The sequence below is a fragment of the Bradyrhizobium sp. SZCCHNR1017 genome (assembly GCF_032381375.1).
Lineage (GTDB): Bacteria > Pseudomonadota > Alphaproteobacteria > Rhizobiales > Xanthobacteraceae > Bradyrhizobium.
Genome location: NZ_JAUHIR010000003.1, coordinates 179,926 through 193,674 on the forward strand (window position 1 = coordinate 179,926; position 13,749 = coordinate 193,674).

16 protein-coding genes are annotated in these 13,749 nt (G+C 65.1%); 11 read left to right on the forward strand and 5 right to left on the reverse strand.

The features are described 5' to 3' along the window. Positions 1 to 270 precede the first annotated feature (270 nt). Genes QW863_RS09750 through dnaQ form a run of 4 tightly spaced genes read left to right on the forward strand, consistent with a single transcriptional unit; the run spans position 271 to position 3,109 of the window. On the forward strand, positions 271 to 1,110 hold the full coding sequence (locus QW863_RS09750) for a pyruvate, water dikinase regulatory protein (protein ID WP_315716801.1): 840 nt from the start codon (positions 271 to 273) through the stop codon (positions 1,108 to 1,110). An 11-nt stretch (positions 1,111 to 1,121) separates the two neighbouring features. Further along, entirely contained in the window at positions 1,122 to 1,730 is a 609-nt protein-coding gene (locus QW863_RS09755) for a Maf family protein (protein ID WP_315716800.1), read from the forward strand. 38 nt (positions 1,731 to 1,768) lie between these two features. Beyond that, entirely contained in the window at positions 1,769 to 2,368 is a 600-nt protein-coding gene (gene coaE / locus QW863_RS09760; RefSeq protein ID WP_315716799.1) for a dephospho-CoA kinase, read from the forward strand. Positions 2,369 to 2,410: 42 nt separating this feature from the next. Beyond that, entirely contained in the window at positions 2,411 to 3,109 is a 699-nt protein-coding gene (dnaQ, locus tag QW863_RS09765) for a DNA polymerase III subunit epsilon (RefSeq protein ID WP_315716798.1), read from the forward strand. 57 nt (positions 3,110 to 3,166) lie between these two features. Here dnaQ and secB read toward each other — a convergent pair whose 3' ends face one another. Continuing rightward, positions 3,167 to 3,655 (reverse strand): protein-export chaperone SecB, encoded by a 489-nt coding sequence (gene secB / locus QW863_RS09770; RefSeq protein WP_315716797.1) that lies wholly within the window; start codon positions 3,653 to 3,655, stop codon positions 3,167 to 3,169. Between the two features lie 385 nt (positions 3,656 to 4,040). On the opposite strand from secB, the gene QW863_RS09775 reads away from it, so the two are divergent. The 3 genes from QW863_RS09775 to QW863_RS09785 all read left to right on the forward strand — a co-directional run bounded on the left by QW863_RS09775 (position 4,041) and on the right by QW863_RS09785 (position 7,080). Further along, positions 4,041 to 4,742 carry a Tim44/TimA family putative adaptor protein gene (locus QW863_RS09775; protein ID WP_315716796.1) on the forward strand — a complete coding sequence of 234 codons (702 nt, stop codon included), beginning with the start codon at positions 4,041 to 4,043 and terminating at the stop codon, positions 4,740 to 4,742. A 169-nt stretch (positions 4,743 to 4,911) separates the two neighbouring features. Continuing rightward, positions 4,912 to 6,492 (forward strand): murein transglycosylase A, encoded by a 1,581-nt coding sequence (locus QW863_RS09780; RefSeq protein ID WP_315716795.1) that lies wholly within the window; start codon positions 4,912 to 4,914, stop codon positions 6,490 to 6,492. Between the two features lie 12 nt (positions 6,493 to 6,504). Then, the gene (locus QW863_RS09785; protein ID WP_315716794.1) at positions 6,505 to 7,080 is read left to right on the forward strand and encodes a Smr/MutS family protein; all 576 of its coding nucleotides are present in this window, start codon (positions 6,505 to 6,507) and stop codon (positions 7,078 to 7,080) included. Between the two features lie 3 nt (positions 7,081 to 7,083). On the opposite strand, the gene QW863_RS09790 is transcribed toward QW863_RS09785, so the two are convergent. The 4 genes from QW863_RS09790 to hslV form a co-directional block, all read right to left on the reverse strand. Continuing rightward, complete coding sequence (locus tag QW863_RS09790) at positions 7,084 to 8,205, reverse strand: hypothetical protein (protein WP_315716793.1); 1,122 nt, start codon at positions 8,203 to 8,205, stop codon at positions 7,084 to 7,086. A 234-nt stretch (positions 8,206 to 8,439) separates the two neighbouring features. Beyond that, positions 8,440 to 9,744, reverse strand: a complete 1,305-nt coding sequence (gene hslU / locus QW863_RS09795; protein ID WP_315716792.1) for an ATP-dependent protease ATPase subunit HslU — start codon at positions 9,742 to 9,744, stop codon at positions 8,440 to 8,442. A gap of 51 nt (positions 9,745 to 9,795) precedes the next feature. Next, a complete protein-coding gene (locus QW863_RS09800) occupies positions 9,796 to 10,395 on the reverse strand; it encodes a DUF2585 domain-containing protein (protein ID WP_315716791.1) in 600 nt (199 codons plus the stop codon). Between the two features lie 3 nt (positions 10,396 to 10,398). Then, positions 10,399 to 10,959 carry an ATP-dependent protease subunit HslV gene (hslV, locus tag QW863_RS09805; protein WP_315716790.1) on the reverse strand — a complete coding sequence of 187 codons (561 nt, stop codon included), beginning with the start codon at positions 10,957 to 10,959 and terminating at the stop codon, positions 10,399 to 10,401. A 195-nt stretch (positions 10,960 to 11,154) separates the two neighbouring features. On the opposite strand from hslV, the gene hisB reads away from it, so the two are divergent. The 4 genes from hisB to hisA are packed head-to-tail and all read left to right on the forward strand — an operon-like array spanning position 11,155 to position 13,742. Next, positions 11,155 to 11,748 carry an imidazoleglycerol-phosphate dehydratase HisB gene (gene hisB / locus QW863_RS09810; protein ID WP_315716789.1) on the forward strand — a complete coding sequence of 198 codons (594 nt, stop codon included), beginning with the start codon at positions 11,155 to 11,157 and terminating at the stop codon, positions 11,746 to 11,748. A 27-nt stretch (positions 11,749 to 11,775) separates the two neighbouring features. Beyond that, positions 11,776 to 12,300 (forward strand): DUF2628 domain-containing protein, encoded by a 525-nt coding sequence (locus QW863_RS09815; RefSeq protein ID WP_315716788.1) that lies wholly within the window; start codon positions 11,776 to 11,778, stop codon positions 12,298 to 12,300. After that, positions 12,297 to 12,947, forward strand: coding sequence for an imidazole glycerol phosphate synthase subunit HisH (gene hisH / locus QW863_RS09820; protein WP_315716787.1), 651 nt, complete (start codon positions 12,297 to 12,299; stop codon positions 12,945 to 12,947). The genes QW863_RS09815 and hisH overlap by 4 nt, the downstream gene beginning before the upstream one ends. A gap of 60 nt (positions 12,948 to 13,007) precedes the next feature. Beyond that, positions 13,008 to 13,742 carry a 1-(5-phosphoribosyl)-5-[(5-phosphoribosylamino)methylideneamino]imidazole-4-carboxamide isomerase gene (hisA, locus tag QW863_RS09825; protein ID WP_315716786.1) on the forward strand — a complete coding sequence of 245 codons (735 nt, stop codon included), beginning with the start codon at positions 13,008 to 13,010 and terminating at the stop codon, positions 13,740 to 13,742. Positions 13,743 to 13,749: the final 7 nt, after the last annotated feature.

Here is a 13,749-nt window from a genome sequence, read left to right on the forward strand (position 1 = left end):
CAGTCTGCCCGCAGCTTGTTCACATCCCTCAACATGCGAGCTGCGCACGCCGGATCGCCCCAGAGTCTGATGTGATTCAGACGCTTGTCGAAATCCTTCGACAGCTTATCCAGAGACAAATGGGCCTCGTCCCGATATCATCGCGCTGCTGCCTGACGTTGTCCCGGACGGCGACCATGTGCAGAACAATCGGGGTTATACAAAGGGAGCGGTCCGAGGCGGCTTTTTGGCCCCATCCTTCACAGGGATTCACAGATCGTTAAGGATTTGATGCCCACCACCGGCAACTACTTTCACCTCCATCTGGTTTCCGATTCGACGGGCGAAACCCTGATCACGGTCGCGCGTGCGGTCGCCGCGCAATACACCAACGTGACCCCGGTCGAGCACGTGTACCCGCTGGTGCGGAGCCAGAAGCAGCTCGACCGCGTGCTCGACGAGATCGAGGAAGCGCCCGGCATCGTGCTGTTCACGCTGCTCGAGAAGGATCTGGTCAGCCGGCTCGAAGCCAAGTGCCAGCAGATCAACATCCCGAGCCTGTCGATCATCGGTCCGGTGATGCAGCTGTTCGAGGCCTATCTCGGCGCATCGACCGCCGGCCGCGTCGGTGCGCAGCACGTACTCAATGCCGAATATTTCGCCCGCATCGATGCGCTGAACTACACGATGCTCCACGATGACGGGCAGATGGTCGACGGCCTCGAAGACGCCGAAGTGGTGCTGGTGGGCGTCAGCCGGACGTCGAAGACTCCGACCTCGATCTATCTCGCCAACCGCGGCGTGCGCACAGCCAACGTGCCGCTGGTCCCGGGCATTCCGATCCCGCATCAGCTCGAGACATTGAAGAAGCCGCTGGTGGTCAGCCTGCATGCGACCCCGGAGCGGCTGATCCAGGTGCGGCAGAATCGCCTGCTCAGCATGGGTGCGGAATCCGGCAATGAGAACTATGTAGACAAGCAGTCGGTGACGGACGAGGTCGCCTATGCACGCAAGCTGAGTGCGAAGTTCAACTGGGTCATGCTCGACGTGACGCGGCGCTCGATCGAGGAGACGGCCGCCGCGATCCTGAAACTCTATACCGACCGGCAGCGGCAGCGGCTTCCGGACTAGTGAGCGGATCAATGTCCATCTGGTGCAGTGACGAGCCTCTGATTCTGGCATCGCAGAGCCGCGCGCGGCGAATGCTGCTCGCAAACGCAGGACTCGCGTGCGAGGCGCTTCCCGCCGATATCGACGAACGCGCGGTGCAGGCCGAAGCCGGCCTGGTCGCGCCCTACGAGATTGCGTTGCACCTTGCCAACGCGAAGGCCGCAGCGGTCTCGGCAAACAGGCCCAATTCATATGTGGTGGGCGCGGATCAGACGCTGGCATTGGGTGAGCGCATGTTCAACAAGCCGGCCGGCCGCCAGCATGCCATGCAGCAACTGTTGGCGCTGGGCGGACGCACCCATGCGCTGCACTCGGCCATCGCCGTGGTCCGCAATGGCGAGGTGCTGTTCTCGCACGTCGCCGTCGCCTGGATGACGATGCGTGCCCTCACCGAAACCGAGATCGCAGCCTATCTCGATGCCGCCGGCGAAACCGTCACATCCAGCGTCGGCGCCTACCAGCTGGAAGGGCTCGGCGTGCACCTGTTCGACCGCATCGACGGCGATCACTTCACCATCCTCGGCCTGCCGCTGCTGCCGCTGCTCGCCTATTTTCGCGAAGCGAAGCTGCTCAGGATCTGAGGCCGACCGCAGCCACGCGCAAGGGGGAGTGACCGCGGATGAGAGTGCTGGGTCTGACCGGCTCGATGGGCATGGGCAAGTCGACGACCGCAAAGCTGTTCGCCGAAGCCGGCGTCCCGGTCTATGACGCCGACGCGACCGTTCATAAGGTCTATGAGGGCGAAGCCGCGCCGGCGATCGAAGCCGAATTTCCCGGGACCACGGTGGACGGCAAGGTGGATCGGGCCAGGCTCTCCGCCAAGGTCGTCGGCGATCCCGACGCGATCCGCAGGCTCGAAGCGATCGTGCACCCGATGCTGCGCTCCTATCATCAGAAGTTTCTCGACGACGCCGAGCAGTCCGGCGTGCCCGTTGCCGTCGTCGATGTCCCCTTGCTGTTCGAGACCGGCGGCGACAAGCGCGTCGATGCCGTGGTGGTGGTGTCGACCGCGCCCGAGATCCAGCGTCAGCGCATTCTGGCGCGCGGCACGATGACGGAAGAAGCGCTCGATGCGCTGCTCGCACGGCAGATGCCGGATGCCGAGAAGCGCAAGCGCGCCGATTTCGTCGTGGATACCTCGCACGGGCTCGATCCGGTGCGGGCACGCATCCGCGACATCCTGGCGGAGGTCGTTAGAATGCCACAGCGCCGGGGCTGATTCGCGAACGCCGGCCGCGCGGAATTCGACGGATCAAATCAGATGCGTGAGATCGTTCTCGACACCGAAACCACCGGCCTCGACGCCCTGCGCGGCGACCGCCTGGTCGAGATCGGCTGCGTCGAGATCATCAACCGCATGCCCACCGGCCAAGTCTACCACCGCTACATCAATCCCGAACGTGACATGCCGGCGGAAGCGTTCGCGGTTCACGGACTGTCGAGCGAGTTCCTCGCGGACAAGCCGCTGTTTCACGAGATCGTGGAGGAGTTCCTGGAATTCATCGGCGATGCCCCGCTGGTGATCCACAACGCCTCGTTCGACATCGGCTTCATCAACGCCGAGCTCGACCGGGTCAAGCGCGCGGCCATTCCGAGGGACCGTCTGGTCGACACGCTGCTGCTGGCACGTCGCAAGCATCCCGGCGTGTCGAACCGCCTCGACGACCTCTGCTCGCGCTATGCGATCGACAACTCACGCCGCACCAAGCACGGCGCGTTGCTCGACGCCGAGCTGCTGGCGGAGGTCTATGTCGATCTGGTCGGGGCGCGGCAGTCGCAGCTGATCCTGACCCAGGACAGCCAGGAGATCCGCATCGGATCTGCCGGCGAGACGCCGCGCCGTCAGCGCGAGCAGCCGCTGTTGCCGCGGGTCACGGATGCGGAGCGAGAGGCGCATCGCGCCTTCATCGCCACCCTCGGCGACAAGCCGATCTGGACGGAGTTTCTCGCCGGCACGTGATCCGCCTGATCGGCAGCGGATCACGCCCGGCAAGCATCAATCGTAAGCTGAACCGGATCAGCTCGACAGCACCTGGCCGCCCTGGGCCGCCGCCTGGCGCTCCATGTTCTGGCGGTACAGGCCGACGAAATCGACCGGGTCCAGCATCAGCGGCGGGAAGCCGCCGTCGCGCACCGAATTGGCGACGATCTCGCGGGCGAACGGGAACAGCAGGCGCGGGCATTCGATCAGCAGCATCGGCGACAGGTTCTCGCGCGGAATGTTGACCAGCCGGAACACGCCGCCATAGACCAACTCGAAGCTGAACATCACCTGGCTGCCGCTCTCGGCCTTGCCCTCGATCGTCAGCGTCACCTCGTACTCGGTGTCATTCAGAGCATTGGCGCCGACATTGATCTGGATGTTGATCTGCGGCGGCTGGCCCTGCGGCGCCAGGGACTGCGGAGCGTTCGGATTCTCGAACGAGAGATCCTTGATGTATTGCGCCAGCACGTTCAGTTGAGGAGGAGGAGCCGCCTCGGGAGTGGCGCCGTTACCGTTGGTCATCGCAGTGTTCTCCAGGCAAAAAGGGCGGGTCGTTGCGGCGCGTGGCTACCATAGGGCCGGCTTGTTCCACAAGGACGAGGCACGGACGCCGCGAAAGGCCGAGGCAGACGGTTGATCGGGCCGCCATGCCTCTATTTGTCGCATCGGCCCGGGGGCGGAACCAGCGACCGTCCTACTCTGTTCCAATCCAAGGTCGATCGGATTTCCCCTTGAGAGGGAAAAGGGTTAGGATCACCGGGCCACAATGTGCCATTGGCCGGGCCCAATTCGATGACTACATCCGGGTCGACCGAGGGATTCACGGGTCTTTACCTGGATCCTGTAGAACGGGTGCCCGGTGGCCGGGCTCCGCGTTCGGCTCGACAAGTCAGAAAGCGAACACGAAGTGGACATTTATACCATCATCTTCCTGGCGCTGGCGGTCTTCATCTTCATCCGCCTGCGCGCCGTGCTCGGGCAGCGCACCGGGAGCGAGCGGACGCCGTTCGATCATGCCGCCCGAAACGCGGTCCAGGGCGCGCCGGACAACCACGTCATGCCGGTTCCCAACAAGCCCATCGATCCCTCGGCTGCGGTCCCCGGCGGCGAGATGCCGGCGCCGGGCGATCGCTGGCGCGGCCTAGCCGAGCCGGGCACACCGCTCGCCCGTGGCCTCGACGCGATCGTCGCCGACGACTCGTCGTTCGATCCGCGCCATTTCCTGACCGGCGCGCGCAGTGCCTACGAGATGATCGTGCTGGCGTTCGCCAATGGCGATCGCCGCGCATTGCGCGACCTGTTGTCGTCCGAGGTCTATGAGAGTTTCGACGCCGTCATCAAGGAGCGTGAGAAGCAGGAGCAGAAGACCGAAACCCGCTTCGTCTCCATCGATACCGCCGAACTGGTCGGTGCCGAGCTGCGCGACCGCACCGCACAGGTGACGGTGCGCTTCGTCTCGCAAATGATCTCGGTGACACGCGACAAGGGGGGCAACATCGTCGACGGCAATCCGGACAAGGTCGCCGACATCACCGACATCTGGACTTTCGCCCGCGATACCGGCTCGCGCGATCCCAATTGGAAGCTGGTCGGCACCGGCAGCCATTGATGGAATAGGTTGCCGCCGCCGGCGCTACATCGGGAGATCGCCCGCTCTCGATGTCGACCCAGTTCTGCAAGGAGGACGACGAGGTCCATCCTCGGCTTTTTGACCCGGATCTTTTCAGCATCCCGTTTTCTCTGAATTTCGCGTTGAGTGGTACTTTGATGGTGCAAGCATGGTTCGCGAAATTTGGAAGCGGGGTTTCACCGCTCATCGCCTGAAATACTGGACGCCGGCGCTCGCCCTGAGCGTCGCCGCCGTGGCGCTCGCCCCTTATGCGGCCGAGGCGGTGCGCTCGCGCCACCGGGCGGCGACGCCCCCGGTGCGCCACCTGCCCTACCCGCAACTCGACTGGCCGCTCGAGATCAGCAACAGCCAGTACCTGCCATTGGCCTGGAACGACGTGCCCGGCTGGAACGACGACGACCAGCTTGCGGCCTATCGGACGTTCCGCGCCAGCTGCAAGCCGATCGCCGCAAAGACGGATGCAGCGCCGGATGCCAAGGCGGATGGCAAGCCGCTGGGCGATTCCCTGCGCGATCCCTGTCGCGACGCTCGGGCCACCGATCTCGCCGACAATGCTGCGGCAAGGGCCTTTTTCGAACGGCACTTCGAGCCGCTGAAGATCTCCAAGCTCGGCGATGCCGATGGCTTCGTCACCGGCTACTACGAACCCGTCATCGAGGGCTCGCGGACCCAGAACGAGGTCTACAACGTTCCGGTCTATCGTCGCCCCTCCAATCTGTTCGTCCGTGGCTTTAAGCAGGACGCGACGAGTCTGCCCAACAAGGGTCCCGTCTATCGGAAGATCGGACGGCGCAAGCTGGTCCCCTATTACGACCGCGCGGAGATCGAGGACGGCGCCATCGAGGGCCGCGGCCTGGAGATCGCGTGGCTCAGGAATCAGACTGACCTGCTGTTTGCCCAGATCCAGGGATCGGCGCGCATCAGTCTCGACGACGGCTCGACCATCCGCATCAACTACGATGCCTATAATGGCCTTCCCTACACACCGGTCGGCCGCATCCTGATCGAACGCGGCATCATTCCGCGCGAGCAGATGTCGATGCAGCGTATCCGCGACTGGATGGAGCAGAATCCGGAAGGTGCCAACGAGCTGCGGCGGATGAACCGCTCCTACATCTTCTTCCGCGAGGTGCAGCTGTCGGAGAAGGACGAGGCGGTCGGCGCGCAGGGCATCCCGCTGACGCCCGGCCGTTCGATCGCGGTCGACAAGTCGCTGCACGTCTATGGCACGCCGTTCTTCATCACCGGCGAGCTGCCGATCGAATCCGAGAAGTCGAAGACCGCGTTCCACCGGCTGATGATTGCGCAGGATACAGGCTCGGCGATCGTCGGACCTGCGCGCGCCGATCTCTATTTCGGCGCCGGCCAGGACGCCGGCAAGGTTTCCGGCCGTCTCAAGCACAGCATCCAGTTCGTGATGCTGGTGCCGAAGAGCCTCGATCCGGTCGCGCGTGGCCGCAAGATGCCGCTGCCGGATGCACGCCCGTCGGAGAAGATCGCGAAACTGTTTCCGCAGGTGCTGCCGAAGGAGGCCGCCAAAGCCGCCGCCTCCTCGGTCAACGATGCGAAGGCCCCTGCTTCCGCCGCGAGCGCAATCCCGGCGACCACGGTGGCGCAGAACGTTGTGGCGCCGCAGCCCGTGCCCCTGCCCGAGGCCCGCCCCCGTATCGAAAGTGATCGCAATATCCGCCGATTGCGTTATGGCAGGCGCCATCGCAACCGCCGATGACAAGCCGTCTCCATGTCTGAAGATCCCGAGCCGCCGCGCGGCCGTCGCAAGCGTGGCCTCTCCGAGGACGAGCGCACCCTGTGGGAGACGGTGGCGCGCCAGGTCAAGCCGCTGCGCAAGACGCACCGTCCGGTGCGGCCGCATCCGCCGATGGTGACGGCCGAGCCGCAGCCGGACAAGCCGATGATGACACCGCGGCCGGTCGCGCCGGTGGTCGTGCCCAAGCCGGCCCGGCCGGCGATCCCGCCGCTGGTCTCGCTCGGCCGCAAGGAGCGGTCGAAGCTGTCGCGCGGCCGCAGCGAGATCGATGCGCGGCTCGATCTGCACGGCATGACCCAGAGTCGGGCGCATCAGGCGCTGCATCATTTCCTGCATCGCGCCCAGCATGACGGTCTCACCTTCGTGTTGGTCATCACCGGCAAGGGCACCATCGGGGCGGATCCCGAACGCGGCGTGCTCCGGCGGCAGGTGCCGCATTGGCTTAGCCTGCCGGAATTCCGCTCGCTCATCGTCGGCTTCGAGGAGGCTCATGTCGGCCATGGCGGCGCCGGCGCGCTCTATGTCCGGATCAGGCGCGCCCGCGGCTGAGCGTCAGAACGGGCGGATGATCCCGATCCGCGGTACGGCGGTGACGATCCAGCCCAGGATCGTCGTCATGCGGTCGTCGGCGTCGATCGGAGTGATCGGCTTGGTCGCAGGAAGCGTCTTCAGCGCGTGCAGCATCAGTACCATGCAGACCACCCAGCTCGAGATCCAGCGCGAATAGTCGAACACCATGGCGAACATGACGAGGTAAGCGGAGCTGATGACGATCAGCGCGGCGATGACGATCTGGCGATGGCGCTTGTCAGCCAAGGCGCCGATGAGATCCTTGAGATTCCGCCACAGCGGCGCGTGCAGCCACAGCAGCAGCGCATAGATGGGCAGGCCCAGCAGGTTCGACGGCAGCCGCGCCCAGGTGTCCTGCACCTCCTTGGCGAGCGGCTGATACCAGACATAGGCGAACTGCAAGAGCTCAGTGCGCGACGGATCGACCATGCGGGAGCGCAAGTAGGACATGAAGTCGACCTCGGGCAGCGGCATGGTGCCGAGGAATTGCGCCGCGAGGAACAGCGCGCCGAGGCCGAGCAGCGCGCTAGCGCCGACTGCAATATCCAGGCGAGTGAGGGGACGTGTCAGGTAGTAGCGCAGCACGACGATCGCGGTGATGGTCGGCACGTACATCAGCAGATGGATGTGATGAATCAGCACGAGCAGAGCCGAGATCAATGCCGCAAGCAGCACGTAGGCCAGCGTGCGCGCCGGCACCAGCAGCAGGACGATCGCGCCGAGACAGCCATAGATGTCGAAATGGCCGAGCGTGAACAGGAAGTTCTTGAACACGAACGGCGAGCAGGCGGTGAAGATGAACAGCGGCAGCCGTGCGCGATCAAAGCCGAACGTGCGGCGGAAGAGCTGTGCGAACAGTGCGAGGGTGATGAGCCAGACGCAACCGGCCAGCGCGAAAACCAGCCAGACCGGCACCTTCGCGGCGAACAGGCCGACCATGGCACCGATCAGCGCGCGCTTGATGAAGCCGAAGTGATAGTCGACCAGCAGATGGATGTACGGAATGTAGGGCGGCAGCGTGATCTTGTGCAGGAACACGCCGAGCATCACGGCGGCGTTGACGGCGAGCATCAGGCGCCAGTGTTTGCTGGAGGCGGCGGTCATGCGGCGTCCGAGCGGTGATAGATGGAGACGAGGTCGTCGCCCCGTCCACCACTGTCGTCCCGGCCTTGAGCCGGGACCCATAGCCGCCGCCGTTCGTGGTGAGGCAAGGCTGGAGCCGCCATCGTGAGTCACAATCAGCTTTGGTGGTTATGGGTCCCCGCGTTCGCGGGGACGACAGCGGATTTTGACGCCGCGCCGGAGCGAAGAAGCTCAGCGCTTGCTAGGCGCAGCCGACTACAAAATGAACCGGCTGAGATCCGCGTTCTTGGCGAGGTCGCCGATGTGTTGCTGCACATACGCAGCGTCGACGCGCATGGTTTCGCCGTTACGATCGGACGCCGTGAAGGAGATCTCGTCGAGCACGCGCTCCATCACCGTCTGCAGCCGGCGCGCGCCGATGTTCTCGACCGTCGAATTCACCGCGACCGCGATGTCGGCGAGCGCGTCGATCGCATCGTCGGTGATGTCGAGCGTCACGCCCTCGGTCTGCATCAGCGCGACATATTGCTTGATCAGCGATGCCTCCGGCTCGGTCAGGATGCGCCGCATGTCGTCGCGCGTCAGCGCCTGCAGCTCGACCCGGATCGGCAATCGTCCCTGCAGCTCCGGCAAGAGGTCCGAGGGCTTGGCGATGTGGAACGCGCCGGAGGCAATGAACAGGACGTGGTCGGTCTTGACGGCGCCATGCTTGGTCGAGACCGTCGTGCCCTCGATCAGCGGCAGCAGGTCACGCTGCACGCCCTCGCGCGAGACGTCGCCGCCGGCGCGGTTCTCGCGCACGCAGATCTTGTCGATCTCGTCGAGAAACACGATGCCGTTGTTCTCGACCACGCTGATTGCTTCCTGCACCAACTGCTCGCTGTCGAGCAGCTTGTCGGATTCTTCCGCGATCAGGATGTCGTGCGAGGCCTCGACCGTCACGCGCCGCGTCTTGGTGCGGCCGCCGAGCTTGCCGAAGATGTCGCCGATCGAGATCGCGCCCATCTGGGCTCCCGGCATGCCGGGGATCTCGAACATCGGCAAGCCGCCGCCGGAGGACTGCGTCTCGATCTCGATCTCCTTGTCGTTGAGCTCGCCGGCACGCAGCTTGCGGCGGAACGAGTCGCGCGTCGCAGCACTCGCATTGGCGCCGACCAGCGCGTCGAGGACGCGCTCCTCGGCGGCGAGCTGCGCGCGGGCGGCGACGTCCTTGCGCTTGCGCTCCCGGACCTGGGCGATCGCGACCTCGACGAGGTCGCGGATGATCTGCTCGACGTCGCGGCCGACATAGCCGACCTCGGTGAACTTGGTCGCCTCGACCTTGAGGAACGGTGCGCCCGCAAGCTTGGCCAGCCGCCGGGCGATCTCGGTCTTGCCGACGCCGGTCGGCCCGATCATCAGGATGTTCTTTGGCAGCACCTCTTCGCGCAGGCCTGCATCGAGCTGCAGCCGGCGCCAGCGGTTGCGCAAGGCAATGGACACCGCCCGCTTGGCGTCGGCCTGGCCGACGATGTAGCGGTCGAGTTCGGAGACGATTTCGCGGGGTGAAAAGTCGGTCATGAGGCTCTAGCTAGGGTCGGACGGGGATGAGGGCAAGCCGGATTTCCGCCGTCACAGGAGCGGCGGTCCGGCCTGCCACTGCCGGATCGCCTCGGTTGGATAGATCAGCATCAAGATGTTCAGGGTCAGGTTGTCACGGATGTGCAGGCCCACCCCGATCTCGAACGCGACTGCAATCACGACGGTCAGCCAGACCGGCAGCACCCGCGCCAGCAGGAAGCCGGTCATCATCGCCAGCGTATCGCCGACCGAGTTCACGATGCTGTCGCCGAAATAGTCCAGCGAGATCGTGGCGGCACGATAGCGCTCGATGATGAAGCTGGAGTTCTCGACCAGCTCCCAGGCGCCCTCGATCAGCATCGCGATGATCAGCCGCCCCTGCCACGGCAGAAACGGCAGAACCAGCGCGGTCAGCGCATAGAACAGGAAGCCGTGAATGACATGGGAGAACGTGTACCAGTCGGCGAGATGCTGGGAGTTCTCCGAGCTCTGCACCACGCCGTGCCACAGCTTGACCGTGCCGCAGGCGCAGATCGGCAGCCGGCCCATCGCGAACAACAGTGCGGCCTGCAGCGCCAGCAGACCGAGCGCCAGGATGAGCCAGGGTCCGGACCAATGCCGGGACGGGGCGCCGATCTCGTCCGCGGTCATCGTCTACTCGGCCGACAGCGCTTCGATGGTGATGTTGCGGTTGGTGTAGACGCAGATGTCGGCGGCGATGTCGAGCGAGCGGCGCACGATGCTCTCGGCGTCCTTGTCGGTGTCGATCAGCGCACGCGCGGCCGCAAGCGCATAGTTGCCGCCGGAGCCGATCGCCATCACGCCGGCCTCCGGTTCCAGGACGTCGCCCGTCCCGGTCAGCACCAGCGAGACCTCCTTGTCGGCCACGATCATCATGGCTTCGAGCCGCCGCAGATAGCGGTCGGTGCGCCAGTCCTTGGCGAGCTCGACCGCGGCCCGGGTCAGCTGACCCGGATATTGCTCGAGCTTGCTCTCCAGCCGCTCGAACAGGGTGAACGCGTCGGCGGTGGCGCCGGCGAAGCCGCCGATGACGTCGCCCTTGCCGAGCTTGCGCACCTTCTTGGCATTGGACTTGATCACGGTCTGGCCGATCGAGACCTGGCCGTCGCCACCGATCACCACCCTGCCCCCCTTGCGGACGGTCAGAATCGTGGTGCCGTGCCAGACGGTGGGCTCGTTCGAGGATGCGTGCATGGGGGATCCCTGGTTGATGCCCTGATTTAGGCGCTCAGGCGTCGGGATACAATTACCGGGTCCCTGCCCTGCCCGACCCGGTCTTGAAATCCGCTCACCATGGCCCGAGATCAGGCCTCATGGGGGTCATCCCGCAGTAGCTAAGGTGTCATCCGCCTGATAAAAGGGCCGCGTTTTCAAGGGAAAGCTGACCCCATGCGTAGCGCGACCATCAAGCGCAAGACCAAAGAGACCGAGATCGAGGTGTCCGTGAACCTCGACGGCACCGGCGTCGTGAACATCGCGACCGGGATCGGCTTCTTCGATCACATGCTGGATCTGCTGGCCCGGCATTCCCGCATCGACATGACCGTCAAGGCGGTCGGCGACCTCCATATCGATTTCCACCACACCACCGAGGATGTCGGCATCGCCCTCGGCCAGGCCGTGCGTCAGGCGCTCGGCGACATGGCCGGCATCACCCGTTACGCCTCGATCCACATGCCGATGGACGAGACCCTGACGCGCGTCGTGATCGACGTATCGGGCCGGCCGATGCTGGTATTCCGCACGACCTTTGCGCGCGACAAGATCGGCGAGTTCGACACCGAGCTGGTGCGCGAGTGGTTCAACGCCTTTGCCATGAACGCCGGCATCACCCTGCATGTCGAGACGCTGTACGGCGAGAACGCCCATCATATCGCCGAATCCTGCTTCAAGGGTCTGGCGCGGGCCCTCCGCGCAGCCCTTGCGATCGATCCTCGCAATCAGGGCGAAGTGCCATCCACCAAGGGTCAGCTCGGCGGCTGACCTCCCTCCTCCCAAGGGATTATCGACATGCCCGTCTATACGGTTCACGCTCCCCTGGCCGCCGGGGTCGATCTGCGTTCGACCGATCGCTTTGTCTTCATCCGCGACGGCTTCCATTTCTGGGCCGCCGTGCTCGGCGCCGTCTGGCTGGCCTGGCATCGTCTCTGGCTTGCGATGCTCGTCTGGGCCGTGCTGATGATCGCGCTCGACGTCATCCTGGCGCGCGTCGGCGTCAGCGGCGGCGCGATTGCCGGCATCGATCTGTTGCTTGCGATCCTGCTCGGGCTCGAAGCCTCGAGCCTGAAGCGCTGGAGCTACTCGCGCGGCAATTGGCGCCAGATCGACGTCGTCGTCGCCGACGATCTCGATGCCGCCGAGCGCCGCTTCTTCGAGCGCTGGGCCGCCCGGCGCAGCACGCTCGGCTACGACAATCACACCGTCGATCGCGGCGCGGCGCCGCCGACACGCGACAATGGCAATGGGCAGCACCCGCCGCCGCTGCCGCATGCCAGCATCATTGGCTTGTTTCCCGAACCCGGAGGTGGACGATGAGTGTTGCGATCATCGATTACGGCTCTGGCAATCTTCATTCCGCCGCCAAGGCGTTCGAGCGCGCCGCGCGCGGCATGGCGGATCCGCAGAAGGTCGTCGTGACGCGCGATCCCGATACGGTCTATCGCGCCGATCGCATCGTGTTACCCGGCGTCGGCGCCTTCGCCGACTGCCGTCGTGGCCTCGACTCCGTCAACGGCATGCTGGAGGCGATGACCGAAGCCGTACGCCACAAGGCGCGGCCGTTCTTCGGCATCTGCGTCGGCATGCAGCTGATGGCGACGCGCGGCAAGGAGCACGTCACCACCGACGGCTTCAACTGGGTCGCCGGCGACGTCGAGAAGATCGCCCCTCGTGACGAGAGCCTGAAGATCCCACATATGGGCTGGAACACGCTCGATATGGTGCAGGAGCATCCGGTGCTGGAGCGGCTGCCGCTCGGACCGAAGGGCCTGCACGCCTATTTCGTGCACTCCTATCACTTGAATGCCGTCAACGAGAGCGACGTTCTGGCACGCGCCGACTACGGCGGACCGGTCACCGCGATCGTCGGCAAGGACACCGCGATCGGCACCCAATTCCATCCCGAGAAGAGCCAGCGTTTCGGTCTCGCCCTCATTTCCAACTTCCTGAAGTGGAAGCCGTGAGCGCTTTCGTCCTGTTCGCCGCAACAGGCGGGCAGGGCGCGCTCTTGAAAGACAACTGACATGATCCTGTTTCCCGCCATCGATCTGAAGAACGGCCAGTGCGTGCGCCTGGAGCAGGGCGACATGGCGCGCGCCACCGTGTTCAACCTCGATCCCGCCGCGCAGGCCAAGAGCTTCGCCGACCAGGGGTTCGACTATCTCCACGTCGTGGATCTCGACGGCGCCTTCGCCGGCAAGCCGATGAATGCGCACGCCGTGGAAGCGATGTTGAAAGTCGTCAAGATGCCGGTGCAGCTCGGCGGCGGCATCCGCGATCTCAAGACGGTGGAGGCTTGGCTCAGCAAAGGCATCACCCGTGTCATCATCGGCACCGCGGCGGTGCGCGATCCCGAGCTGGTGAAGACCGCAGCCAAGGCCTTCCCCGGCCGCGTCGCCGTCGGGCTCGATGCGCGCGACGGCAAGGTCGCCGTCGAGGGCTGGGCCGAGACATCCGAAGTGACCGCGCTCGACATTGCCAAGCGTTTCGAGGACGCCGGCGTCGCCGCGATCATCTTCACCGACATCGCGCGCGACGGCCTGCTCAAGGGCCTCAACCTCGATGCCACGATCGCGCTAGGTGACGCCATCTCGATTCCCGTGATTGCCTCCGGCGGCCTGGCCTCGATCGAGGACGTCAAGGCGATGCTGACACCGCGGGCGAAAAAGCTCGAAGGCGCCATCGCCGGCCGCGCGCTCTATGACGGCCGCCTCGATCCCGCGGAAGCACTGGCGCTGATCCGCGCGGCGCGTGCGTAGGAGGAAA